Raw genomic sequence first — 25,954 nt, forward strand, 5'->3', positions numbered from 1 at the left:
TTATTATTGATTTGACAAACAATGATTAAAGGGGGCCAGTCTGACGGGACTCACGGTGTTTTTTTATCCGCCGACGCAGGCTGTGTTGAAAAAACATGCTCCAAGACACCGAAGATTTTATAGATGGTGGGTACTGTGACGGTGATTAACCCCACGTATTTGATAATCTCGGAATAGGCCTCGTTCTGGGATGCATAAAGAAAAATCAGCACCGCCACAGCGATTACAATCAACGGTGTTTTCAACTTGTTCCAGTTGCCGCTCTCCCTGATCTGATTTCTGATCAGCATCACCTCCGAATTCCCGATGGCGGTCAGGATGAATGTCCTGAAACCCTCGTTGAAAAGCTTTAAAAGCCCGTATTTCCTGATGATCAGGCCTTTGCTGATCAGAATCGTAATGTTATAGTCATCGTACGGATTCACCAGCCCGTCTTCGGCCAGGTCGTACAGCAGGAATTTTTCTTCCTTGGTGAGCGACTGCCAGACATAGGTATAAAAGTAATGGGCGGATATTCCGATTTTTGCAGCCAGGGATTTTCCTTCGGCATCGGTTAACGTCTTGGCTTTCTGAAATTCCAACTCGATCGGCTGCTGCATTTTGACCAGAAAATGGCCCCTGTTAGTTTCCTCGGCCAGTACCCGGATTCCCGGCGAACACACTTCTTCCGGGTTAAAAGTCCCGGTTTCAAGTTTACGAATAACGATCCTGAAATGGCCCAGCAGCACGTGCCACCGCTCCCGCTCGTTTTGGGACATGCTTTCAACGGGTCTCCTGTCCGGCGACTGGTTATTCAGGGAGTCCAAAAACTGCATCGGATGCACCGTAGAAACGATCATCACCTTCGTATCCTTCTTTTGGGTCAGCTTTTCCAGCAAATCCAGCTTGTAGTAATTCGTGGCGGGGTTCTTGATATCGTATTCGAAATGATTGACGATGACCAGTAACCGTTTGCTCGCAAGAACATCATTCACCAGCTTGGTCCAACCCTGGTCATCGACTTTCTCTCCCACTTTTTCGGGGATCGAGAACAAATCCAGGTAATCGCATTCCTCCTCCAGAACAGGCACCCGCCTGTTGGAATGATCCAACATGGTAATCTTCTTTTCCCTGATCAGCTGTCTCAGCAAATTCATCTTGCCAGTGCCCGGTGCCCCGATCATAAAAAGCTTGGAATTCAGGTGAGGCTCTGTAAAGATGATTTCATCGATTTTGTCCCAATTTTCCTGGGCAGGAAAATCCAATGCGAACAGTTTCCGGAGGATACGGTGGAGAACAGCCCAGAAAAGGAATAAGGATGTTCCGAAAATGAGCCAGTACACGGAGCCTCGTTTCGGGTTATTGAGCAAATTGAGCGACGAGTTGTAACGCAGCCCCGCCGATGCTATCCGGATGTAATTGCCTGACTGTAACCTGCGGAAAGTGATACCCTGTCCATTTGCTTTATTATAACAATAGTAATAATTACTGGCCTTGCCATGGTAAAACTCTTTTAACCTGGACTCAGCATCGGAACGCTCTATCGTCATCCTGATATACAGGCTATCGATGCCGGGCGTACTGAAATACTCTGAAGTATCCTTCACAAAAAACTGATTCCCCACAACGCTTACCCTGCTTACCCAAACCAAATCACTGAACACATTCGGAAGCCTGATCTTTTGGTAAACCGACCGGGTGTCCGGATCTGGTTTCTGACTGAGTTCGCTGTATTGGGTGAATAATTCATCCGCAAACTGCTTTTGCCTGTACCGGGTAATCATTTTCAACTCTTGGTTATAAGAGGTGCTGAACAAAATAATGATGGGGATCCCGCTGGTGACGATCAAAGCCGAAAATATCATTACCGAAAACCCGTGGCTAAAATCCAAAAACACAATCCTGCTCTTTTTTAAAATCCATTCCTTTTGCTTGCCGAATGGCCGCAATGCATCCAGCAGGGATATTAACACGATTTGATACCCGATCAGGAACCAGGGAAATTCGGGCAGGCGGAAACAGGAAATGAAGTTAATCAGAACGATAATACCTGCTAAAAACCAGGTAACCTTCCGCTTCAGATCGTATTTATGATTGGATCTTTCCTGGTAAAATAATTGGTACTGGTAATTTAAAAACAAGATGATGGTGGTAACGGAGACCAGCAAAACAGCGAGATATTCAATGAAGTTGATGAATTGATACAGCGCGACCAGTAAAATGATGTTCAATACATTCCAGAAAAAGGCAAGAATATACTGATCATGAAACCGTTCGTCCGGACCAAGCCAGGAGACGTCGAAATAATGCTTTTTGAAATAAGACCTGTGATAAGACAACAGGAATACAATCGAAAGCTTGACGATCATGACCAGGAACAAGACAGTCAGTACAGAACAGCAAAAATAGGATACATTGATATCCCGGCTGATCAGGACACCCTGATCCTCGAAAACCAGGACATGATATGGCAGGTAACTCAGGGGTTTTGCGTATATGTTGTAATTTTTTCCACGGTATTTCGACGAAAAAAGCACATCTGTCCTTGCAATTAATGCGGATCGCAGCGAGTTGCTGTCTGAGAGCTCGTTCAGCAGATCTTCATTGAGGTTTCTCGATGCATTGGAGTGATACAAGACCCTGCCATTTTCATTGACAATGCACAAGGAAGTTCCTGCACTGACAATGGGTTCCATCATGCATTTCAGATTGACCGCTATGGCGGCGATTGTATCTTTGTTCGACCGCTTGGAAATAACCGACACAAATTTCCCGGTCGTCCAGGACACAACCGGCTCAAGATACATGGGCTTGCTGATCTTGTTGTTGAGGTAAAAAGGCTTGTCCTCATCAATTTTCCGGAAGTACTCGCGGTTAGCAAAGTTTCCCGACGGCGATTTGTTTGGAAGCGCTACCCAGGACTTAATGGCCTGTCCATCTTTCCTCATCCAGAATACTTCCTCGACACCCCATTTTTTGAACAAAGAATCTATCCGCCCATAGCCCTTCAGCATTTCCTTTCCGGTAAGATGCGGCTTGTCCGTCAACGTGCCAACGTGGGCGTCAAATGTGGCCAGCTTGTTGTAAGCGATTTCTACTTCCGTTTCAAAGACCGTCTTGAGTTTATTGGCCAGATTAATTCTCAGATTCTGGGAACCATTCCGCCCCGGGCGAAATTTGTAGTCGTATTTGAACAAAACAAAGAATAGTACTGAAATGAAAAGCATGGCTATGGGGAACGTCAGCATACCATCCGCTGCCGTGAGCCGGTCCTGGCCGCCGATCTGGTATAATTTAATCCACGGTAAAGCGAGGATCGTGGCTATGGAGATAATCAGCAAAAAAATCACCGCATTGCCGGGCAGCTCATTTTTTTCGTCCTGGTAAGTTCCGTTTTTCAGGAGCCCGATCACCCTGAGCACTGCTTTATCGAGGTTCATTTCCTGGGCAAAAAGCTTGTAAGGACTGCCCCCGATGACTGCATTTTTCACCTGTTCCTTCGAAAATGCGCCGTGCCTTGTCGGAAGCGAGTCTACCGGGATTGCAGTAATCCCGCTTTGGAATGTCTGGTACACAATGGCAGTATCCAGCATGATCAGATACTGGTCGAAATTATCGAGGGGCAGCAAAGCGCCAAAGAACTGTGCGACGGTATATCTCATTGTAATACTATAGCCACCTTTATACAGGTTGATATTTATCTGATCACCCATAAAAACGATCACCACATTTTCCGGGAACGCGGCATCCACCTCCGCCAACACATTTTTTGAACGCTTATTAACAGGGATCTTTTCATTTTTGATACCGCCCTGAGGCTGCATCAAAGTAAAATTATTCTCCGGGTAATCCGCTATATAATCCCGGAGGGTTTTTCTATCGTAGGCTGCACTGTCGATAATATACGTTACCAGTAAAGTTTTAAGCAGTGCCACCGAATTATCCCTTTTGGCCCGTATGTTGGCCTGGATATTCTGAAGACATCTGAACCGCTGCTCCTCGACCCTTCTTTTATTGTTGGGTATATAAATAAAGATATAAGCGGCACCCAGAATCAGCACCGACGCCATCGTCAGCATGATGATCGTCTGGCTTCGGCTGAAAGAGAAAAACTTACTCATATAGGGTCCTTAAATCTGTGAATCCGGCAATACACCTTTGGAGGTTGAAACGCAATGCTTCTCCGGCCAAACGGGCTTTATGGTTTAAAGCATAGTGTGGTGGTGAATCAGGAATTGAATTGGGTTATGAAAGTGGGCGGGACAATTTGCCTCTCATTCGGAAGCCGGCATTTCTATAGCTGAAGAGTAGTGTGCAGACGCCAAATTGCGGACAGATCCGTTGAATTTTAGCAGGTTAAATTTGGATAAAAAAACGCCTACTTCTCCAGAAATCGTCCGGGTTATTGTTAAAAATTTATTATCCGGTATCTAATTGCGCTTTACCTCTTAAACTTGCGGCACAATCAAACGCGTATCCTCCGAACCATGTCCAAATACACGTTTTTCAACCGCGATATCAGCTGGCTTTCTTTTAACGAAAGGGTTTTGATGGAGGCTGAAAATGAAGCTGTTCCGCTAATGGAACGAATCAGGTTCCTTTCCATTTACTCTTCCAACCTGGATGAATTTTACCGGGTCCGGATGCCCGTTTTGCAAAAGGACCCTCAGGGCCAGGAAGATTATGAACGTGCGGCCGAGATCATTAACAAACAGCAGGACCGCTATGGAAAAAATCTGACGCAATCCGTTATTCCGGAGCTTGATAAAACCGGCACCCATTTTTGTTACCGGGAAGAAATTCCGGAAGAATTGACCATACGAACCACCGAATATTTTTTCAGCCAGGTAGCAGGGTTGCTTCAACCGGTTTTCCTGACAGCCGATTCCGTGATTTTTCCCGAAAACAATGTCCTGTATCTCGCTGTGATATTAAACCTGGAACCGGGCGGGGAACGGCTCGCTTTTGTCAATGTCCCTACCAACCATCTGAGCCGCTTTTTTAAAATCACGGACCGTGGCGTGGACTATATCATTTTCCTTGAAGACATCATCAGGCAAAACCTTCGCTATCTTTTTCCGGCCGCCGTCCATATCAAAGCTTTCAACATCAAGGTAACCCGCGATGCGGAACTGTACCTCGTCGATGAGGACGGCGACGACATGACCGACAAATTCGAGAAACAGCTGAGCAAACGCGACCGCGGATATGCGACAAGATTTTTGTACGAGCCGGGTTTGCCGCTTCGGCATCTGCAAAGCATTGCCACTATTCTTGATCTTAAGCATGCCTCCCTTGTGGAGGGGGGCGTTCACCATAATCTGAAAGACCTTGCCTCGCTGCCAGTCAACGGCGCAGCAATGTCGTACCAGCCGTGGCCTCCCCACCGCGGTTTCGATGGCACCGACTGCGACCACACACTGTTCCAATCGCTCGTCAAACATGATCTGATGGTCCATCCGCCTTACCAGAGCTACGATACCGTGCTCCGATTTTTTAACGAAGCGGCTATTGACCCCACCGTCAGGGAAATTCATACGACCTTGTACCGGGTTGCCAACGACTCTAAAATTGCATTGGCGCTCATCAGCGCTGCCCGTAACGGAAAGCAGGTAACCGTGCTCGTGGAGCTGAAAGCGAGGTTCGACGAAGCCAACAATATCCAGTGGGCCAAGAAAATGAAATCGGCCGGCGTGAAGATCGTGCATAGCATCAACACACTCAAGGTACATGCGAAGCTTGCCCTGGTGAAAAGAAAGCATGCCGGACTTCCGCTTTTGGGATTACTGGCTACCGGCAACCTCAATGAAAGCACCGCGAGGTTTTATACCGACCATATTTTACTCACTACCAATCAGCCAATGCTCTCGGAGGCCGAAAAGTTGTTTTCGTTTTTGAGCAAAAAGAAAAAACCGGAAATCACCGACAAGATTTCCTTTTCGCATCTTCTGGTAGCGCAGTTTAACCTGCAGACCGAGTTCCTGAAACACATTGACCGGGAAATTACCCATGCGAAGAAAGGGCTGCAAGGCATCATCACAATCAAGCTGAACAACCTGGAAGAGGAAGTACTTATCAACAAATTGTACGAGGCTTCCAATGCCGGGGTGAAGATCAATCTGATCGTCAGAAGCATTTGCAGACTGATACCCGGCGTTCCAGGCCAGAGCGAGAACATCGTGGTGAAGAGAATAGTAGACCGGTACCTGGAACATGGCCGCGTTTTCATTTTCCACAACAACGACGATCCGCAGGTCTTCATGGGATCGGCCGACTGGATGAACCGTAACGTCTACCGCCGCATCGAAGTATGCTTTCCTATCGATGATCCCAAACTAAAAAAGCAGCTTATGCATATCATCTCCCTCCAATGGGGTGATACCGCACAAGCTGTTTTGATCGATCAGGGGCTGAATAACGTGAGGTATCCGGAAAACGGAAATGGCACCGCTTCGCAGGAAGCGATCTATCGGTATCTGGGTCAAAAAGATCAGATGTAAATGCTACCCAATCCGCTCCTCCGCCAGTTTCGTCCCTTGTATCCGGGCCTTTATTTTTTCAAATGCAATTGCTCGGGCAGTTGAAACGTCGTCGGCAAAAGGGGAGAAACCACAATCGTCTGTTGATCCCAATTGTGCAACGGGGATATATTGCGCTGCTTGTACGAGCAGATCGGACACTTCTTCCGGCGTTTCGATCCGCGGGTTAAGTACGTCGATCACCCCGAGGAATACTTTCTGGTGGGCACCGATATTTTCTTTGATGGACTGCAAAACCGTTTCCTTGTCTTTTTCTCCGGCATATTCCAGGTAAAAATTACCCGCGTGGAGCTTGAAGAATAGTGGCAGCAGCTCGGTATAAGGAATATCCGCGCTGTGTGTCGAATCGTGGTCGCCACCCGGGCAGGTATGCACCCCAATCCTGCTTTGCTCGGCTTTTGAAAAACGGTCGAGTACCTGGTTGTTGAGATCGATGAACTGGGACAACAAACCTTTACTTGGATCCAGTTTCAATGCCAGCCGGGCTTCGGTAAAGTCAATCTGCACATTGTAGGCACCGGCATCGAAACATTTACGGATATCGGCTTCGGCCTGATCGAGCAAATCGCTGATGAACTGCTGCTGCGAATACCCCTCGATGCCTTCGGCGGGATACAACAGGCTCATTGCCGAGGCCGAAATCACAGCTTGTTTAACGGGAAGTGAAGTATACTTTTTTGCCTCGATAAGGTAATCCGCCGCAAATTGTTCGTATTTAAAGGGGCCTGCCGTCAGTTTGGGAAGTTGCCGGGTGTGCCCGTCAGCAAATGGGATCACAACCCCGCCTGGCGCCAGATTGGGGGAACCGCTCAAGGGATAAGTGGCAAAACTCGGCTTGGACTGTTCCCCGTCCGAAATGACGGGCGACCCGGTTGTTTCCAGCTCGGTAATGGTTTCGCGTGTGGCTTGCTCAAATAGTTTAGACAGCTCCGTTTCCGAAATCTCGCTGTTTTGAAACGCCTGCATAGCTGCCTGTAGATAGGCAGGTCTTGGAATGCTTCCTATGGGTTCGGTTGAAATGGTCGACATATCTTAATTTTATATACAATGAGATATGCCCGGCTACAGCGATTAGCTCGGGCCGGGCAAAAATAATTCTAATGAAGTTGCTAAATCAGGCGGCTTCCGGTGGCGGAGAGTGGAGTTGCAAAACTTGCGAAATCAGATGATAGCACACCTCGGCATAGGTGACCCTTGCCGCACGACTTTCAAAGCCAGTGCCATATTCAAATGCGACGACTTTTAGCGGCAAGTAGATTTTCAATACGCCATTCAGCAATTTAATCGCTGTGTTAAGCGGGTTTGACGCTTTTTTGTCCGAATGGACCTCCTGCATCATATTTGACAATTCCGTAAAACGCTGCCAGGCGGATTCGTTCATCTGAAGCGTCACGTATAAAGTATCGTTTTCATGTACCTGACGGACCACATTGTAAAGCTGGTCGTCGATCCGGTAAAGCCCCTCAAATTCTTCGCTGCCCTCCCAGGTACCGGCGTAGGGAACTGCTGGGACGTAGGACTTTAAGATTAAAGTTTCACCCTGATTTGTGGACGGAGCGGCTACCTCAAACTGCTGTTCAATGCACAATACCGCAAGGGAAAGCCCCAGCGTGTGGCAGAACATGAGGAAGAGTGGAACTACACCGGAAAAAAATTTCATCTGGAATACAACAAATCCCTTAAAACTACGATGAATGATTGAATTATTAAAACCCAGCAAAAGGTTTTGTTAAAAAAAATCTAAAAAAATCACCAGTATTATTTGCCCAATGCCGACAGTAGTTCCGGGTACTGTTCGATTTTCTGAAAAGCCCATAATGCTTCAATAGTCGACTCGGCACCCGAGTTCTTATTTACATCAGTTGCAGAACCGATCCCGTCAAAACATCTTCCCGTTTGAACATCGTACATATCGGTGTTAGCAGGATTCTGTTTCAGATACCAGCCCGCAAGGACTGCTGCCTCCCTGATATATTTCTGATCTTTACTTATATCGTACGCCTCCAGGGTAGCCCAGATCATTGGCCTGATACCATAAGAAATCTGACTGAATTGCGACTCTTTCACTTTGGAAACACCGACACCCGATTGAGCCACTTCCAATGATTCAAGATATCCCCTGCTGATCAGATAAGGATAAAAATAGTCCACTTCCTCCCTTGCAGCTCTGATCCATGCATCCCGGCCCAGTTTTTTGCCCGCTTTCAACAATGCATAAGCGGCGTCGCTTCCGTAGGCATGCCAGGTATTTTGAAAGGACAGGAAGGCCTTGAACGGATACTTGTCCGCTTCCCCTTTTTGCATCAGCAAAATCCCGTCGCCCAGCTTTTGCATTCCGTTCAACACCGCAGCGTCGTTATGCCGGTCGCGGTAAGACAGCAGTCCCAGTAAAAGTATAGCAGACTGATCAACTGCAGAACCAAAAGGCAGCCAGGTTGGAACCGTCAGGCCAGCAACGACTTCTGTATCCTGAGATTGATTAAGGACATCTTTTTGGATCAAATCCCAAAGCTTCTGCGTAGCGACATCAATGCGGGTCGCTATGGCCGGGTCTTTGCTTTTGTAATAGGCGTAACAATCGTTCAGGCACCAGAACGCACGCCACGACCACCAGTTGGGCTCGGCTACGCTGGTTTTGAATGTCTTATTAATGGTCAGATTCCCAAAAAGAAAATTATAGAAATAGCCGTTATCGGCCTGCATCTGCAAAACAAACGCAACCAGTTTGTCCAGCTTTCGCTGCTTTTCCAAATTGGTTGAAATGTCTGGTTCATTCAGGTAAAACAAGGCGGCACGTGCCACGTCGTCCACACAAGTCAGCCCTTCGTCGTCGTCGGCCACCCACGTATAATCGGGATAATTGCTGTAAATGACAACGGTCCCGGCAGTAGTGCCATCGGGCATTTTTACTTCATTATACAGGTTTTCCAGGTGTGAAGTATTCACAAACGGACGCTTGGATTCAACGACAGGGTCGGTTCCTTTTTCCTTGCACGAGCTAACTGTCAACAATAGTAAGCTTATTGCCAACACCTTACAGCATTTCAACATATTTTCAAAAAAAGGATCAGATGTAGCTTGAGTGAATTCAATCTAAAATTCCGTGATACGGACACGCCCCAATGACTAGGGTGTATCTGTACCACGGAATTGTCTAAAACTACCTGACTATGGGTCAGGGTTTTTCAGCATTGTAAATCGAAGTAATCTGCGTGGTACTTAAAACGGTGTTGTACATCCGGATATCGTCCATATCGCCTTTGAAATAACCTCCGTAATTCAGATAAAAAGGATCTTTGTCCGAAGTTGTGGTATAAACCGAAGTAGGAAGGTCCTGGCCGATGGTCAGGTTGACATTCTGAACGGCCATGAAATCGCCTGCCACGTCGGTATACACTTTCACCTGCGTGCCATTTACATAAAATGCCATTTCACCTGATTTATAGGACACGGCCAGATGGTACCATTTGTCTTTCTCCAGGGCCAGCTCGTTGTCCTTGTCAATGTACTTATCGTCGGCTGTATGCACGGTCAGAAACGCGCGGCTGGTGCTTTGAGTCTGGAATTTGAACCCGTTCCAGCGGTTCAACGAAATCATATAATTGTCTGCCCAGTTAAGGGTATCCATTTTCATCCACAAGCTGATCGTCATTTCTTTTTGCGGGTTCAGGCTCGTGGCGAAAGGAATTTCCACATTAGCGCCTTTGGCAAAATGATAAGCCTTGTCCGCAACGCCGTAACGGTCTTTGGTCAGCGTAGGCGTGCCTGCTCCCCAGCGTGCATGGCCTTTCATCAGCGTGCCGTCATGTTTATTGCCGGAAGCATCTTTCGCGTCCCCGTCAAATTTCCAGAACGCGATCAGCTTATCGGGGGCGATCTCCACTACTTTTTTACTGGCAAACGTTTCGGTTGCCTTTCCCAGGTTTACGGCCGCATTGGCAATTTCCGAAGCCGTAACGCCGGATTTATCATACACGGTCTGGGCGGCATCAATCGCTGTTTTAAATACCGCCTTCGATCCCACTTCGTAAGTTCCCACCGCAGTTCCTTCCACTGCGGGAGTAAGCATTGCATTGGCAGCATCCAGGGCGGTTTTCAATGCAGACTTATCGACGGGCGTGACCACTACTTCATCATCTTTTTTACAGGCGGCGAAAAGCACGAGGCATGTAGCAAACAGGCCTAAAACAAATACAAGACTCTTGTTCATTTTCATTGACAGTTGGATTTAAAATAAAAATTATAGTGTAAGACTTTCATTGGTATCACGCTCGCTTTGAGGGATCGGAAAATACCGGTTGGTTTCGTAGCTGAATGATTTTTTATCTTTCAATGCGGTGGAAGCTTCATCCTTTCCCCAGCGCATGAGATCAAAAAAACGGTGAAATTCAAAGCCCAGCTCCGTCCGGCGTTCATGGTGAATCAGGTCGCGGAGGCCGTTTTGATTGGTGATTTTAATGTCGGGCAGCAGGTCTTTCGGGATAGCCCCGTACCCTTTCAGGCTTTTGTCGTAGAGATAACTTTCGCGCGCGCGCTTGCGGACCTGATTCAGGAATTTCAACGCTTCTTCTGGTTTCCCCAGTTCATTCAATGCTTCGGCCTGCCAGAGCAGTACATCGGCATAGCGGATCGCGACGTAATTGAGGTTGCCGTTACCTTTGATGCTTTTGGGGATTTCGGAAACCGGTTGCAGGTTTTTCTTTTGTAAAAACCCCGTAGGCGACCATTCGGGATCGAAAACTTCGCCGTCAAACCAGGGTTGCCCCTGTCTTCCCACTGAATAATCCAGCCTAGGATCGGGTATTCCGGCAGCGGTTACTTCAAATGCATCCACAAAACTCTGCGTCGGCACATCGAAATAGTAGCCGGATTCATTTCTGGGCGCAAACCATTGGTTCAGCCGGTTACCAAGAAATGGTACCTGGTTGGTCAGATGCTGTACCGAAAAAATGGACTCGGCATTGTTCTTGAAACGCTCATTGAAATTGTCGGAGAAAACCGGCATCAGTGCATAATTGCCCAGTGGTTGCACCAATGCCGCCGTGGCCGCCGCCTCACTCCATTTCTTCTGATATAAATAGGCCTTGGCGAGAAGTGCAGTCGCCGCTCCCCTGGTTGCCCGCCCCACTTCAGCATCGGTTAGCAATGCAGGCAGCAACTCGATTGCAGCCTTGCAATCGGCTTCAATCGCACGGGTGTAAATGTCTCCAACCGGGCTTTGCGCGATCTGGAGTTCCTGTGCATTCTTAGGTTCGAGGATCAAAGGAACCGGCCCGAAAATATTGACCAGATAAAAATAGTAGAATGCCCGCAGGAAATGGGCTTCTCCCAATATCCTGTTTTGCAGCACTTTATCCATTGCGATGACCGGCACTTGTTGCAGGATTTTGTTACACCGCGTAATACCCTCATAATAAATCCCCCACACGCTTTCGATGTTTCCGTTGATCGGATAGATCTGCGTAAAATCATCGATATTACCAATGTCTGCCTGGTCGCCAGGATTCCCGCCTTTATTCGCATCATCGGAAGCGACGTCGCCGAAAACCCACAACCTGTTCTGATCGTTGGAAAAAGACAAGGGCTGGTAAGCGGCGTTCACGGCGAGTTCCGCCTGGGCAGCCGTTTTGTAAAATGCATCGTCAGGGTAGCCCGCTTTCACCTGCTCGTTCAGGAAATTGGAGCAGCCGGAAACGGTTCCGATCATGGAGATGAGGAGGATATCTTGCAGGATTTTCATGGCTTTCATTGGTTGCTATTTCAAAAATTAAGGTTGATGCCAAGGGAATAAATCCGGGCAGACGGATACGTTCCCCAGTCGATTCCTGCCGCCACGTCCCCGCCGAATTGTTCATTTCTCGTGTTATCGCTGGTCGCCATTTCGGGGTCCATGCCCGGATATTGGGTGAAAGTCAGCAGGTTTTGGCCGCTGATATAAATCCGCGCGCTCCTGAACCCGAGCTTTTTAGCGGCATTGTCTTTGATCGTATAGCCCAGCTGCACATTCTTCATGCGGACATACGATCCGTTGGCCAGAAACCGGGTCGAAGGCAGTTTGTTATTGGACGAGCCTAGCCAGGACACCCGCGGCTGGGTATTGCTGGTGCCTTCGCCCGTCCATCGGTTGTCATATACGCGCTGCGTAACATTGAACGCCCGGTAAAAGCCTTCAATATCGGTCGCTACCTGATAGTATATCTTATTCCCGACAGCCGACTGGAAGAACAAGGACAGGTCAAAGTTTTTGTATTCAACATGCGTGTTCAGGCCAAATGTCGCTTTCGGTATCGCGCTTCCGACGTGTGTCCTGTCCTTTTCTGTGATCAGTCCGTCGCCATCCACGTCTTTGTATTTTACATCACCCGGACGGATATTATTACCCTGGTAAGCATGCGTAAAAATATCGCCTTCGTTCTGGAAAATGCCTTCCATCTGATACAGGAAAAAGGATCCGATCGGGTAACCTTCCTCTGTCCGCGTCGCAAAAACGCCATTATCGATCCTGCCGCCCGGAATGGGCCGCCCGTTGGTGAGGGAGAGGATTTTGTTTTTGATAAAAGTTGCATTTCCGGAGATATTGAAGAAAACATCGCCGGCGTGGTCTTTATAGGTCAATTCCGCCTCGAACCCTTTGTTTTCGACCTTTCCCGCATTTACGTAAGGGGCTGCAGCGCTTCCTCCTGTTTTGGGAACAGGGATCGGGATCAGCATATCAGAAGTCCTTTTGTTGAAATAATCCGTGACCAGGACCAGCTTGTCATTCCATAAGCCGATCTCCAAACCAATATCGGCCTGAGTCGACGATTCCCATTTGACATTGGAATTGCCCCGGCTGACAATCGCGTAGCCCGAACTCGGGCTCTGCACCGTCCCGAATGGATAGTTATACCCGCTCGCTACCAATGAAGCCCACGGATAATTGCCGATATCCTGGTTACCCAGTTGCCCGATACTCGCACGTACTTTCAGCAGCGAGATCGTTTTTGAAAGTGATGCCATGAAAGCCTCCTTGTCAATATTCCAACCTACCGAACCCGAATAAAATGTCCCATACCGGTTATTGGCCGAGAAGCGGGAGGAGCCATCACGGCGGACGTTGGCCGAAGCCAGGTACTTACCCTGATAGCTATACGTAGCGCGGCCAAAGAGCGAGAATAAAGCCCAGCGGTTATCATTTTCAAAAACGCCGCGTGACTGGATGTTCAGCCCCTGCCCCAGATAGCGCAGGTTATCGATCTGGTCGATGAAATTGTAATCCGTCGCCCCCATCGGCCTGCTGATGCTTTTGATCGCCTCGGTACCCACCAGCATGGTGAAGTCATGCTTTTCATTGATGACCTTGCTGTAAGTCAGCGTATTGTTAAAGTTGACCGTGGAATTCAGGATTATGGTATTGTTCAATGTGCTGGGGCTGTTGATCCGGAGATTGGTACCCCAGTTTTCATTAAAGCGTTTCTGGTTCACGATGTCAAAGTTCAAACCGCCATCTGATTTGAATTTCAGGTTTTTCAAAATCGCATATTCAAGGTAGGTGTTGCCAAAAACCCGGTAACGCCTTTCCTTATTATCCATTTTCAGCGCCAAAGCAACAGGGTTATAACCGTCCCCGAAAAACTGTGGATTGTCGGGCAGGTCTGTGAATTCGCCATTTTGATCGTAAACCGGGATAGCAGGCGTACGGAACAATGCATAACGCACTACACTTCCGCCGTTCCCTCCGTATCCGTCGCCGGAACTGCCAATGATGTTCCGCTGGCTGTAAAGCATATTGATATTCGTGGATACCTTCAGTTTTTTGGTGACATTGATATCCATATTGGCCCGCAGGCTGTACCGGTCGAAGCCTGAATTGAGCACGATACCCTTTTGATTGAAATAATTACCAGACAGCAGGTACCTCACTTTGTCGGAGCCTCCGCTGATCGTCATCTGGTAATTCTGGATCGGCGCTGTCCTGAAAATCTCCTTCTGCCAATCGGTGTTGGCCATAGCCAGGCCGGCCGGGATCAGTTTCCGGTTGAGCGTAGGATTGTTCAACTGTGTATTATCGGCATTGGCCGCTTCATTATACAGCTCCACATACTTGGGCGAATCCACCATTTTGATCAGCTTTCCATGCTGCTGCAACCCAAAGTAGGAACTGAAATTAACTTGCGGTTCTCCGGTTTTACCTCTTTTGGTCGTGACCAAAATCACGCCGTTTCCTGCCCGCGCCCCATAAATAGACGCCGAAGCTGCATCCTTTAAAATGGAAATACTTTCAATATCGCCGGGTGTTAACACCTGAAACGCGTCCTTCGTCGGAATACCGTCAACGATAAAAAGCGGGCTGTTGTCGTTAATGGAGCCAATTCCACGTATCCTGACAGTCACGCCCTCCCCCGGTGCGCCGGTATTTTGGGTAACATTCACACCCGCAGTCCTTCCCTGCAAAGCCTGGTCAATGCTGCTCATGGGCAGATTGGCGATATCTTTCCCGGAAACCAATGAAAGAGAACCTGTTAAGTCCGATTTTTTCTGGACACCATAACCGATCACCACCACTTCGTTCAAGACTTTCGAATCGGGCAGGATCTGGATTTGCAGCCTGCTATTGTTCCCGATCACCACTTCCTGGGTCAGATAACCAATGTAGGAAGCCACAAGCGTGCCGCCTTCATCCGGGACAACAATTGAAAAATTTCCTTCAGTGTCTGTGGAAGTGCCCGTTGCAGTGCCTTTCAAAAGCAGGCTTACCCCAATGGCCGCTTCGCCTTTTTCGTCGGTAACTTTTCCAGTCACGGTACGGTCCACATCGACGGGCAAATTGCTGGTTTCGTTGGTTTTAGGCACCGCTGGTTTTTTAATCACCGGTGCACTTTGAATGACATACAATGATTTATCGACGAGCTTATAAGTCAGCCCGAGCGGGGAAAGAATGCGTGCCAGGTTTTCGCCGATATTTTTCGAAACGGGGATCGAGGAGCTCACCATCATGCCGTCGATCAGCAGGTCGTCGTATGCAAACTGGATGTTATATTCAGTTTCGAAGCCTTTGAGGACATTTTTGAGCGGCTTTTTTAAGCCCGACGCCTTTGCGGTTTTTCCATTCTGGCCACTCACCTGAATGTCCTGAGCCCCGGCCATGCTCGGTGCAAGCGCCAACAGCACCGAAACGATAAAGGAAAAGCAGATATGTTCTTGCAAGCGGATTGGCATGGTCCTATTTGTCTGTGATGATTAATTTCTTATCCAGTTGCGTAATGCTGACATTGAATGATTCTTCCAATGCCCTGATCAGGATTGGTAAGCTGTTGGTAGGAAGCGTGGCTGTGAATGTCTTTTTAGCGAGTGCCGGTTTGGCGATCACAACGGAAAACCCATAATTATCTTCCAGCATATGTGCCACATCCAAAATGGAAGTGCGATCGAAGACTAACTTTTGGTAGATCCAGGAACTGTAATTTTCGGGATTGACTCGCCGGACCTGAAAATTTCGGCTGGTATCCGAAAACATCGCCAGATCGCCGGGTTGCATCGTAATTTCGTGAACGGTCCCGACATGGTTATTGATTTTGATCTTGCCGGAATTCAAAACCACCGTGCTCAACTTGTGCCGGTCGGTCACATTAAATTCGGTCCCGAGCACCTTGACGTCCACCTGCGAAGTATGCACTGTAAACCCTACGGGTTCCTTTTGCCTGGTAATTTTAAAAAAAGCCTCACCGCTGATCCACGCTTCCCTGCCGGCATACCAGCCCGAATGGATGACGACTTTCAGGCTGCTGTTTGCATTCAGCGTTACCAGCGAGCTGTCCGACAATCTGAAAGTGGCAATTTGCCCGTTTCCGGTCCCGTAAGTACGGGAAACGGACGATCGTCCTACCTGCAGCCAGATCAACGTGGCCATCGTCCCAATCAAAGCGAGGACAGCTGCAAAGCGCATGAAGAACTTGGGATTAATAGATATCCTTAGGGCCGACCGCTCCTGCGCATCGAATCTCTCGGAAAGGATATCCCAGGTCCGTTCAATATTTTCCTGGGTATTAAAATCTTTCTCAAAACCTACATGCCCTATGAGTATCCTGGCCTCCAAGACTGTGCCCCGCTTCGACGGATTCCGCAGTAACCAATTTTCCCAGAACGAAAGGTCCCTGGCAGAGGGATTTTTCACCCAGCGTACAAAGTGGGGATCCAGCACAAAATCCGTGACGGAAAACGAGGCATAGTCGGGTGTAGGGTTACTCTTCAAGAGTTCATCTGGTTAATTCACCAACCAAATGCATCTGCCCTACCGCATTATCCCTTCATAGTGAAACTATTTTAAAAAATATTTACATTATTTTCTTAAAACGCTGTCGGTCAACCATTCAAGCGACATACGGCGTGGAGTTGTATGAGTACAATCGCGTAGTCCAGCAGTAGCCTGCTATGAAGGTTATCAACAGCCTTGTAGATGATTTTGTAAACAGAAGATTGTTCAATTCCCATCACAGCCGAGATCTGTTCGAAGCTCAGATCTTCAAAAAAGCGGAGAAAAATGACCTCCTTTTGGCGCGGGGGCAGGTTGTCCAGCGCTTTGTGCAGCTGCGACGAACGTTCAGCCGAAAGTTGTTCCTGGATCATATCGTGCTCGCAGGAAAACACGACGTTGAAATGGTTCTCCAGGTCAACATGGCCATTGACATACCTGGCATTTGCTTTCATTCCCCGCATTAAATCCCTTCTGAGGCATTTGTACAAATAAAACTTGATGGAATCGGTCTTATTGATTTTAGCGCGGGTGACCAGCAACCTGATAAAAAGCTCTTGGATGCAATCCTGGGTAAGTTCCCGGTTGGAAGTTATTTTGAAACCATAGTTGTACAAAAGTGGTGCATAGGTACGGTATATCAATTCGTATGCATTTTTGTCCCCTTTTCTGAAATCGTTCCAAAGGACGATTTCATCGGTTTTTTCATGGTTAATTGTCATCGGCTAAGCCTCAATGGCTCTGTTATCTAGTGCATGTCCCGCATCGGCCCGATTGATCTTTTTTCTGAAAGAAATCGCATTCCATGCGTTTATACCCCTAAATGTACAACTTTTAATTGGCTTAGCACAAAATAATCAAGCACAGCTACAGGTTTGAACCCCGACAGTATCAGCTCACGCAATTGCCTCGAAATAGAACTAAGAGCCCGCTTTACAGCTTCCGCAGCTTCACGTTCCGGTACCAAACCGTGCTCCCCCAATCCTGCAAGCCAATACGTCCCGCATAGGACCCCTTAGCGATAGGCGCTGCCTTCAGGCCGCTGCCTGCGATTTTTTGCTTCCAGTCGGTGCTGTTCAGGTCGTGTTCCTGCACGATGAACTCGTCCTGGTAAACGGTCAGCTTTCCCTTTTTGATGATAAAATGGATCTTGTTCCATTCGCCCTGCGGTTTTCCTTCCCGAAGGCGGGCATTGGCGACACCAAAAAAGTCGCTGGCGCGGTGGGTATTTTCCTTGGCGCCGTCGTAAATTTTATCGTCTATGACCTGCAGCTCCAGCCCGGTATCATGCATGTTCGGATATTTGGCGGCTTCATTGACGAAAAAGAAAATACCGCTGTTGGCAAACTTGCTCACTTTCCATTCCGCTTTAAATTCGAAATCGCCGTTGATGAGCTCATCAGTAACAATGTCGCCACCATTTTTAGCTTTGTTCCCCGCCCGCTCAGGCACGTTCAATTTAATTGCGCCTTCTTCGATGATCCAGGCCGAGCCCACGGCTTTTCCTCCGTACGCGTGCCAGCCCTTCAGGTCCCTGCCATCGAATAATAGTTTCCACCCTTCCTTTTTCTCAGTCGGTGTGAGGGTATTGAGAGTCTGTGAACTTGCATCGAGAACGGCTAGTGTTAAAAGCAATGCGGATAGGGAAAATCTGAACATCTGGATATCGGGATAGCGTTTCAAAATAGGACAAGTAACACAGCACATTAAAATACTGATCACTCTGGTAAATAGTATTTATCAACCAACTATGGAGATAAATCCCATAAGATCCCGGGATTGTGAAAGCCAGCCAAACGATCGCCGCAAAATAATTCCCAGCCGTTAAATAATTTACAGAAGCCCGAAATACAATAACCGCCCGCAAAACAGGACCCGAAACACTAGTTTTGCTACGGCTATCCGACATTCCAGCCAGACTGTCTTTGCAATGTTCCCTCCGAAACCGCAACCAACCCTAATCACACTATGAAGGCAAACTTGCTTCTATCTTTTGTACTATTAATCGCCCCGCTACGCGCCTTTCCACAAACCGAGGCCCCGCAGCAAACCTTAAATCATTATATCGAATTCCTCGACCAATCGACATACGTGCTCATCAGCAGGTTTGACATGCTCCGCGCTTATCAGGCGGAAGTCGACCGCTACCGGAAAAAAGCTGATTTCCAGTTACGGTTACCATCCTCAGGTCCCCTGGAAGAATTTTATTACCAGAAGGCACTGGCTGGCAAGGGGATCAAAGGCGGGGAAAGGCAAAATCTGAATGCCGGGGCAAGGGCGATCTGGGCACTGCTCACAAAGCTCGACGAAGCTGGCAAAGCTTTGGAAACTTATGTGCGCCTGAATGCCTACAAAGATGATAACCTTAAAAAATCCGAGGTCCTGGTGGCTGAAATGCTGGAAGTTTTCAACCAATACAGGGAGCAAAAAGCTGCGTTTTATCAGGAAATCAAACAAACCTACCTCCAGTACCAGCCTTACTCATCAACCGATCCTTACCTGGGCACCGAGAAAGAAATGGAGCAGGTTGTGCTTACTCAGCAACAGCTGTTGGAGGCACTTCCGTACTTTCTGCACGAAGAAAACGGGACGGAGTGGCCCACGGCCGTCGTCCAGCGCAGCCTGCTCAACGACGAGAAACTACTCTCTCAATTTGGAAATTCGGCATCCAGACTGGCTTACCCGGCATCCGATGTCGTAAAGGACTTCAAAGCCGGGATTTTGGCAATGCAGACAATCAAGAGGCGTGCGGTAGATGACCACAATTTCGCCGCAAGCCAATCCGCAAGCCATGGAAACGAAGTTTATCTGTCGTTACTGAAAGCATACAACCACGATTTGCTGGCGATGCACAAATCGTTTATCAACTATAGCCAGTCGGCCAAAAGAATGCTTTACATTCCTGCATTCAGCCCGGTGATGGCGCCCGAAACGAATGCCCCGGATAAAGAAGGCAAAGCCACGACTCCTGCCTTTCAGGATAAACCACTCGTAACATTTAACCCTAAACGTTCAAATTCACCGGCTTCCGGGGCCACCGTTCGCGCGCTCAACGAGTATGTGGAGTTCATCAACGAATCGTTGCGGCAAATGCATTTGATGCAGGTGCTCATCAGAAATTACCAGTCGTCCGCTGAATACTACAGGGAACCCGAACGCGCTCAGAAACGGGCCGGACTCACTTATTCGCACGATGATTTTAAGGTGCCCTTATCTGCTTACCAGCTTCTGATCAATGCCAGCACTTCTGTTCCCCTGCCTTATCGGGTCTCCATCAACAACCAGGCAGAGGTGCTCAGGAATATTTTGCAGGAAATGGATGCCCTGAGCATAGAGCTTATCAGGTATACCAGTGACAAACGCTATCTGAAAGATCAATTGAAAAGGTCAGATGCGATCCTGGACCGCTACGTAATACTTTTTGACACCTTTGACCAGAAAAAAGAGCAGCTCTACAACGATGTACGCCGTATTCATGAAAGCTTCCCGAATGCAACCCCGGCTTCTTCCTGGGTCAGGTCGGGTAATGCACTGCTCGCAACAATGGACGACGACAAGGAGATTTTATTTGGCGTAAAGGATTATTTCAAAGGTGAAAAAGTAGAGGTCCCGTCGACGGGCAAGCTTGAAACAGGTGCAAAACAGCTGATTGCTGACGAATACCAGCATATGAAGGGACTGAAACGCTACGGACGCAGCAACGGTCTGTGCCCTTACTCCCCATACGAAGATCTCTCGGCAAACTCCTCCCGTTTTGCAGAAAAGGCCCGGAAAGTGAAACCGGCAACTGCTGCTCATGCTTCCCATCCCTACGAATCATTTTATTATTTCTACAATAATGAGTTGGTTTACCAATACAACAAATTTATCGAGCTCGCCGATGCGGGGTTGCTCAAAGTAATCAACCAGCCCGATTTGTTTGCATTCCGACGATTGTCCGCTCAAAAGCCAGCCGGTACGCAGCCAGATCAACCAGGCCCGGATTCCAAAGAACTGCCTGCGGATTCTCACCCGATCAGTATGGCTGCCAATCTTGAAAACACGCCGTCGTCACAGGTTGTTAAACCCCATGCAGCATCAACCGAACGGCCCGCCGACCTTCGCCGGGACACGGTATACGTCGAGCGGGTCAGGGTCGATACGGTTTTTGTAGACCGCACAGCCGGACAACACGAAACTGCGCGTTCTCTCGAAGGTTTTGCGGCCAATAATATGGTGCTGCTCCTGGACGTGTCCTCATCCATGAGCTCACCGCTCAAAATGCCGTTGCTGAAACGTTCTATCAAATCACTGCTTACATTGCTTCGCCCCGAGGACCAGATTTCCATTGTATTGTATTCAGGAAAGGCACGTGTCGTTTTGAAACCTACCTCCGGTTCCAAATCTGCCGAAATTGCGAGAATGATCGATCTACTGAAATCGGATGGGGATACCGATGGCAATGAGGGCATCCGGCTCGCATACAAAACAGCCAACAAGCAGTATATCCGCGGTGGTAACAACAGGATCGTGCTGGCGACCGACGGTGAGTTCCCGATCAGCGAAGAAGTACTCCGGATGATCGGCGAAAATGCGCGCCAGGACCTATTTCTGACCGTTTTTACTTTTGGCCGAAATGAACATACCGGTCAAAAGTTAAAAAAACTAAGTGAATTAGGTCGGGGCACCTATGCCCACGTCACCGAAGAAACGGCCGACCTGCAATTGATTCTCGAAGCCCAGGCAAAAAAGCAGGTGGCCAAATAGGATGGTGTGAAAGACCCTTGATTTGATTCATAATGGTTGCCCTACCGGGCCGTCATCGGATCAATCACCCCCACCACTTCGCTGATCGAGTTGACCGGAAAGCCGCCGATCCGCGCGTGTTCCCGAACCGCTTCCTCGCTTTCAGCAATATGAATGCAGTAAATCTTGTCTTCGGTCACAAACGACTGTACCCACTGATAAGCGTTGCCTATTTCGCCGATCACATCACAGGAAGTTTTGGCGATGTTTTGTAGTTCTAAGGCGGACAAATTGCCTGCGCCTGGCAGGTTTCTTTCAATAACAAACTTTTTCATAACAGGATTTTTGAATGGTTGATGCCGCAAAATTGCCGCTATTATCCCAGAATCCCGTCAGGAACGTTCCCTATTTAGTATATCCAGGTTCCCTATTTTAGGATTCCCAGCCGCAAAGCTTCCTTCACCGCCTTTCCCCTTGAATTGACATCCAGCTTCACGAGAATCGACGAAATATGGTGATCGACGGTTTTGGGTGAGATAAAAAGCTGGCCCGCAATCTCCTTATTCTGCAGATTGTGCTGAAGAAGCCGCAGGATGTCCAGCTCTCTGTTTGTCAGCTGCATCGGATTAGCCTGGGTGGTCTGGCGCATGCCGCGCGGGATTTTTTGGATACCTTCCGCCCGCATCTCCTGCTTCATTTTTTCATTGGCCACAACCGCCCCAAGATCATGCATGATGATGATGGCCTCCCTTTTTTCTTCCTCAGTTCCACCAAACAGGACAAGTGCCCGTTCGTAGGCACAGCCAAGTTCTTTCCACATCCCGGCCGCCAGTTGCCGGCATTCGCTTGTGGAAAAATCATAACCAGGGAACAGGTCGGGAACCTGTAAAACCTTGCTTCTGACTTTCATCAGCCAGAAGGCGAATTCACTGTTTTGAATGCTGCTATCCCGCTTTTCTACCAGCCGAATGGTCATTTCCAATGCTTCCTCTTCGATCATCAACTCGCCGGTTAACCATTCATATTCCAGTAAAGCCACGAATACCGGGGCAATCCGCTGTACTTCCTGCGTAACCAATGCCATGCGCCTCGCCTCAGAGAGCAGAGCCGGCGCGCCGCCTTCACCAGTCCGCATTTGAACCGTTGCCAGTACCGTCATGGCCCCTATCTTCACAATAGGAGCCTGTTGATCGCTTTCAAGCAGGTGGGTCGCGATCCGATGCGCCTCCGTCCAATTCCCGGTTTCCAGGTTAAGCCGGGCTTTGAAGGAAAGCATGTATTTTACCCACGAGTCCAGGTCCCTCTCTTCGCAATAGGCTATGCCTTCATCCAGCGATTTCCGGGCCAGGTCATAGTCCTTACGGACCACCGCATTGGCGCCCAGATTGGTATATGCCCGCGCCACATGTTCGTGATATGAATTTTTGAGAGCAATAGACAGACTTCGTTCTAGCAGCTCATCCGCCATTTTCTCTGTTTCTTTACTTCCCATTTGCGCGGTCCCCACGTTGTTCAATGCATGGGACAATATCTCCTCATCGTGAAGCTCCTCTGCCATGTCGATGGCTTTCATGCCCCAGAACAAACAGTCGGCAAGCTGGTCGGCAAGCATTTTCAACTGGGACATATTACTGAACGCCATGGCTTTCACGCGCGAGGCGGGTTGGTTTTGCAACACCTCAATCGCATCCATCCCAAATTTCTCGGCATGTTCCCGGTTTCCCTCAAACCACCATAACCGCGATAGAAAACGCAGGCTGTTACCTACCTGCAGGAGATCATCCTTGTTTTTCCAGATCGCCAGTGCCTTCCCCTGGTAAATGATCGCCTCTCTCGTCTGATTGGTGAGATAACACTCATATGCGTACGCCTCGTACCAGCCTACGAGTAAATCTTTGTCATTTCCCTGGTAATATGCAATGGCGGTCAGGTACAGCTTGGAAGCCTCAATGTGTGCACCCACTGATTTGGCATTTTCTGCGGCAACGGGCGCATAATCAACAACCAGGTCATACGCGTTCGCATTTTTCGCGTGGTGGATAATGCGCTCTACCTGCCCGTGTTTTTCAAAAACCTCCCGGAACAATTGTAATATCTGCTTATTGAGCGCAATTCTTTTCAGTGGCGATAGGGATTGTTCGATCGTTCTCCGGTACAATTCGTGCTTGAAAAGCAGCTTACCATCTGCCAAAACCAGGATTCTGGATGCCAGTGAATTTTCAACCGCCGGTTCATACCCAGGCTCGATTTCTTTCAGGCATTCAAGCTCGAGGCCGGTAGGCAGGACAGACAGCGTCTCCCAGATGTGTTTGGTGATATTGTCCTGCCGGTTAAACACAAAAAGAATGGAATCTTTGATGTTATCCGGGATACCCGGGCTGTAACTCGCCAATATCTCGTTGACATAAAACGGGTTGCCTCCGGAAATGCTGTACACATCTTCCCCCTTATATCCTCTTTCCTCCGCCATTTTCTCAACAGCACTTCGTGATAAAAATGGCAGCAACAGCCGTGTGTAAGTGCCGGGGACCAGTTCGCCCAATACATTTCTCAGCGGGTGCCGCGGAAGGATCTCATTGTCGCGATAGGTGAGCAGGAACAGGCAGCGTGTTTGCGTAATGCGCCGTGTGAAGAATTTGATGAAATCCAAAGTAGCTTCGTCGGCCCAATGGATATCTTCAAATACAATAATAACTTGTCCCTTTTGTGAACTCAACGCATGAAAGAAATGGGTAAACAAGATGGCCCGGTCTTCCATGCTCCTGCTGGTTTCCAGGATATCACCGCCCATTTGCAATGCGATGTCGTACAGCGGGGCCAGCGGACGCGGGGAGAATAACGCGTCGCAGGTTCCGACATAAACCTTGCAATCAGCCCTTTTTTCATTGCAAAAGGTTTTGACCAGGGTGGTTTTCCCGATCCCGGCTTCCCCGCAGATAAAAATGGTATGCCCCTCCCCTTGAACCGTTTCCTGAAATTGCTCCCTGAGAAAATCAACAAACCTTTCCCGCTCTACTAGTTCCATATGGCCCGCTTTAAAATGAAACAGTAACAAACTAAATTAGAAACTCCGAAATCTCGTTCAAAAAGTTGTTTTTACTGATTTATCGTATGTAGTTTCAACCATATTGACGACCCATACCTTCTTCCCAATGACCTTTGCCGAAAAAGCAATTCTTTTCAATAAGCAGCTGAGCTATACCGGGGTAACACTGCCGGCTGGCATTCGCGCCATGAACCCTTTCCAGGAATTCGGGCAGGCGTCGCAGATTGCGGAGACATTTTATCACAAATACTACAACGACAACCGCGAAAGACACCTCGTTCTGGGTATCAACCCCGGCCGGTTCGGGGGCGGAACGACGGGGATCCCGTTTACCGACCCGAAGAGATTGAAAAGCGAATGCGGCATTCCTTACGAAGGCAAAATCACCCACGAGCCATCTTCTGTTTTTATCTATGAAATGATCCATGCATATGGTGGGCCCCACGCATTTTACAACAACTTTTATATCAATTCCCCCTGCCCGCTGGGCTTTGCTTCAGTAGAAGGCAATGGAAGGGAAAAAAATTATAACTATTACGACAGTAAAGAACTCATGGCTGCTATGACGCCCTACATGATCGAAAACATCGGGAAGCTGATCGGGCTGGGCATTAAAACAGATGTCGCTTTCTGCCTGGGGACTGGCAAAAACAGCTTGTTCCTGCGCAGGCTGAACGATGAACACGGCTTTTTCAAAAAGCTCATTGCACTGGAACATCCCCGGTTTATCATGCAGTATAAAAACCGCGAGAAGCAAACTTATATCGACAAATATCTTGAAGCCTTTAAGATGACTGCCTGATCGGGAGGAAAATGAAGCTGCTTCGTAAAATGAAGAAAGGCGATCTTTACAGACCGCCTTTCTTGTTGATATCAACTAAAATCCGGAATGTCACGGACGCACGCCTTCTCCCCCTTCTGCCAGTTTTTCAAATCCGCCGCTGAAATTATTTCCCGCGCCGTCACCACTCAAAGCATGTCCATCGTCGCCCGAAAGATTCCGGCCGGTTCCGCCTTCCGCCACGCCTCTTTCAAAGCCGTGGTTTACGATTTCAGTAACCAATTGATGGGCTACTTCCGCAGCGTAAATGCTGCTAGCAGCAAAACCATTTCCAACGCGACCGCCCGCGTAGGCGCTTTCCCCGAAACCACCCATGGCCAATAACAAACCAGCCGCAATGCTGAACTTCATTTTTGTTTTCATAGCTTTTCAATTCGAGATTAAAAAAGGAAGGAACTCTTTGCCTGCTAACATGTTATGACATTCCTTTTGTTTCAAAAAAGATGATTTAATGGAAAAATAATATTGTACCAAAAATCACAAATGCCCAAATACCTGGAAAGCGTACAATCCGGTACTGCTATAAGTGATACCCCGATCCACTTCCTAACGAAACACGAATAAAATTCAAGCCGCGCTTCCTTCAATTAATC

Annotated in this window: 16 protein-coding genes; 3 read left to right on the plus strand and 13 right to left on the minus strand. The window is 48.3% G+C overall.

Going from position 1 to position 25,954, the window contains the following annotated elements; translation table 11 throughout:
• Window positions 1-50 precede the first annotated feature (50 nt).
• Window positions 51-4,100 (minus strand): cache domain-containing protein, encoded by a 4,050-nt coding sequence (locus tag AC1XUF_RS08060; protein WP_483341170.1) that lies wholly within the window; start codon window positions 4,098-4,100, stop codon window positions 51-53.
• Between the two features lie 366 nt (window positions 4,101-4,466).
• Here AC1XUF_RS08060 and ppk1 point away from each other — a divergent pair, with 366 nt between their 5' ends.
• Window positions 4,467-6,479 carry a polyphosphate kinase 1 gene (ppk1, locus tag AC1XUF_RS08065; protein ID WP_483341171.1) on the plus strand — a complete coding sequence of 671 codons (2,013 nt, stop codon included), beginning with the start codon at window positions 4,467-4,469 and terminating at the stop codon, window positions 6,477-6,479.
• Window positions 6,480-6,482: 3 nt separating this feature from the next.
• On the opposite strand, the gene AC1XUF_RS08070 is transcribed toward ppk1, so the two are convergent.
• The 9 genes from AC1XUF_RS08070 to AC1XUF_RS08110 all read right to left on the minus strand — a co-directional run bounded on the left by AC1XUF_RS08070 (window position 6,483) and on the right by AC1XUF_RS08110 (window position 18,408).
• On the minus strand, window positions 6,483-7,547 hold the full coding sequence (locus tag AC1XUF_RS08070; protein ID WP_483341172.1) for a cobalamin-independent methionine synthase II family protein: 1,065 nt from the start codon (window positions 7,545-7,547) through the stop codon (window positions 6,483-6,485).
• Between the two features lie 85 nt (window positions 7,548-7,632).
• Entirely contained in the window at window positions 7,633-8,178 is a 546-nt protein-coding gene (locus AC1XUF_RS08075) for a hypothetical protein (protein WP_483341173.1), read from the minus strand.
• Between the two features lie 98 nt (window positions 8,179-8,276).
• Window positions 8,277-9,464 (minus strand): hypothetical protein, encoded by a 1,188-nt coding sequence (locus AC1XUF_RS08080; RefSeq protein ID WP_483341174.1) that lies wholly within the window; start codon window positions 9,462-9,464, stop codon window positions 8,277-8,279.
• Window positions 9,465-9,693: 229 nt separating this feature from the next.
• Complete coding sequence (locus AC1XUF_RS08085; protein WP_483341175.1) at window positions 9,694-10,734, minus strand: LamG domain-containing protein; 1,041 nt, start codon at window positions 10,732-10,734, stop codon at window positions 9,694-9,696.
• 24 nt (window positions 10,735-10,758) lie between these two features.
• Window positions 10,759-12,258, minus strand: coding sequence for a RagB/SusD family nutrient uptake outer membrane protein (locus AC1XUF_RS08090; protein WP_483341176.1), 1,500 nt, complete (start codon window positions 12,256-12,258; stop codon window positions 10,759-10,761).
• Window positions 12,259-12,278: 20 nt separating this feature from the next.
• Entirely contained in the window at window positions 12,279-15,716 is a 3,438-nt protein-coding gene (locus AC1XUF_RS08095; RefSeq protein WP_483341177.1) for a SusC/RagA family TonB-linked outer membrane protein, read from the minus strand.
• Window positions 15,717-15,720: 4 nt separating this feature from the next.
• On the minus strand, window positions 15,721-16,749 hold the full coding sequence (locus tag AC1XUF_RS08100; RefSeq protein ID WP_483341178.1) for a FecR family protein: 1,029 nt from the start codon (window positions 16,747-16,749) through the stop codon (window positions 15,721-15,723).
• Window positions 16,750-16,859: 110 nt separating this feature from the next.
• Window positions 16,860-17,471 (minus strand): RNA polymerase sigma factor, encoded by a 612-nt coding sequence (locus AC1XUF_RS08105; protein ID WP_483341179.1) that lies wholly within the window; start codon window positions 17,469-17,471, stop codon window positions 16,860-16,862.
• Between the two features lie 211 nt (window positions 17,472-17,682).
• On the minus strand, window positions 17,683-18,408 hold the full coding sequence (locus AC1XUF_RS08110; protein ID WP_483341180.1) for a 3-keto-disaccharide hydrolase: 726 nt from the start codon (window positions 18,406-18,408) through the stop codon (window positions 17,683-17,685).
• A 309-nt stretch (window positions 18,409-18,717) separates the two neighbouring features.
• Here AC1XUF_RS08110 and AC1XUF_RS08115 point away from each other — a divergent pair, with 309 nt between their 5' ends.
• Window positions 18,718-21,495 (plus strand): vWA domain-containing protein, encoded by a 2,778-nt coding sequence (locus tag AC1XUF_RS08115; protein WP_483341181.1) that lies wholly within the window; start codon window positions 18,718-18,720, stop codon window positions 21,493-21,495.
• Window positions 21,496-21,536: 41 nt separating this feature from the next.
• Here AC1XUF_RS08115 and AC1XUF_RS08120 read toward each other — a convergent pair whose 3' ends face one another.
• Together AC1XUF_RS08120 and AC1XUF_RS08125 are read right to left on the minus strand one after the other, a co-directional pair.
• The gene (locus AC1XUF_RS08120) at window positions 21,537-21,809 is read right to left on the minus strand and encodes a DUF4242 domain-containing protein (RefSeq protein ID WP_483341182.1); all 273 of its coding nucleotides are present in this window, start codon (window positions 21,807-21,809) and stop codon (window positions 21,537-21,539) included.
• Window positions 21,810-21,901: 92 nt separating this feature from the next.
• The gene (locus AC1XUF_RS08125; protein ID WP_483341183.1) at window positions 21,902-24,499 is read right to left on the minus strand and encodes a helix-turn-helix transcriptional regulator; all 2,598 of its coding nucleotides are present in this window, start codon (window positions 24,497-24,499) and stop codon (window positions 21,902-21,904) included.
• 127 nt (window positions 24,500-24,626) lie between these two features.
• Between AC1XUF_RS08125 and AC1XUF_RS08130 the strand changes: the two genes are divergently transcribed.
• Window positions 24,627-25,322, plus strand: a complete 696-nt coding sequence (locus AC1XUF_RS08130; RefSeq protein WP_483341184.1) for an SMUG2 DNA glycosylase family protein — start codon at window positions 24,627-24,629, stop codon at window positions 25,320-25,322.
• 90 nt (window positions 25,323-25,412) lie between these two features.
• Here the strand turns inward: AC1XUF_RS08130 and AC1XUF_RS08135 are convergent, their stop codons facing one another.
• Window positions 25,413-25,724 carry a hypothetical protein gene (locus AC1XUF_RS08135; protein WP_483341185.1) on the minus strand — a complete coding sequence of 104 codons (312 nt, stop codon included), beginning with the start codon at window positions 25,722-25,724 and terminating at the stop codon, window positions 25,413-25,415.
• Window positions 25,725-25,954 lie beyond the last annotated feature (230 nt).

This window comes from Dyadobacter sp. HNCC25DJ185, from assembly GCF_056895195.1.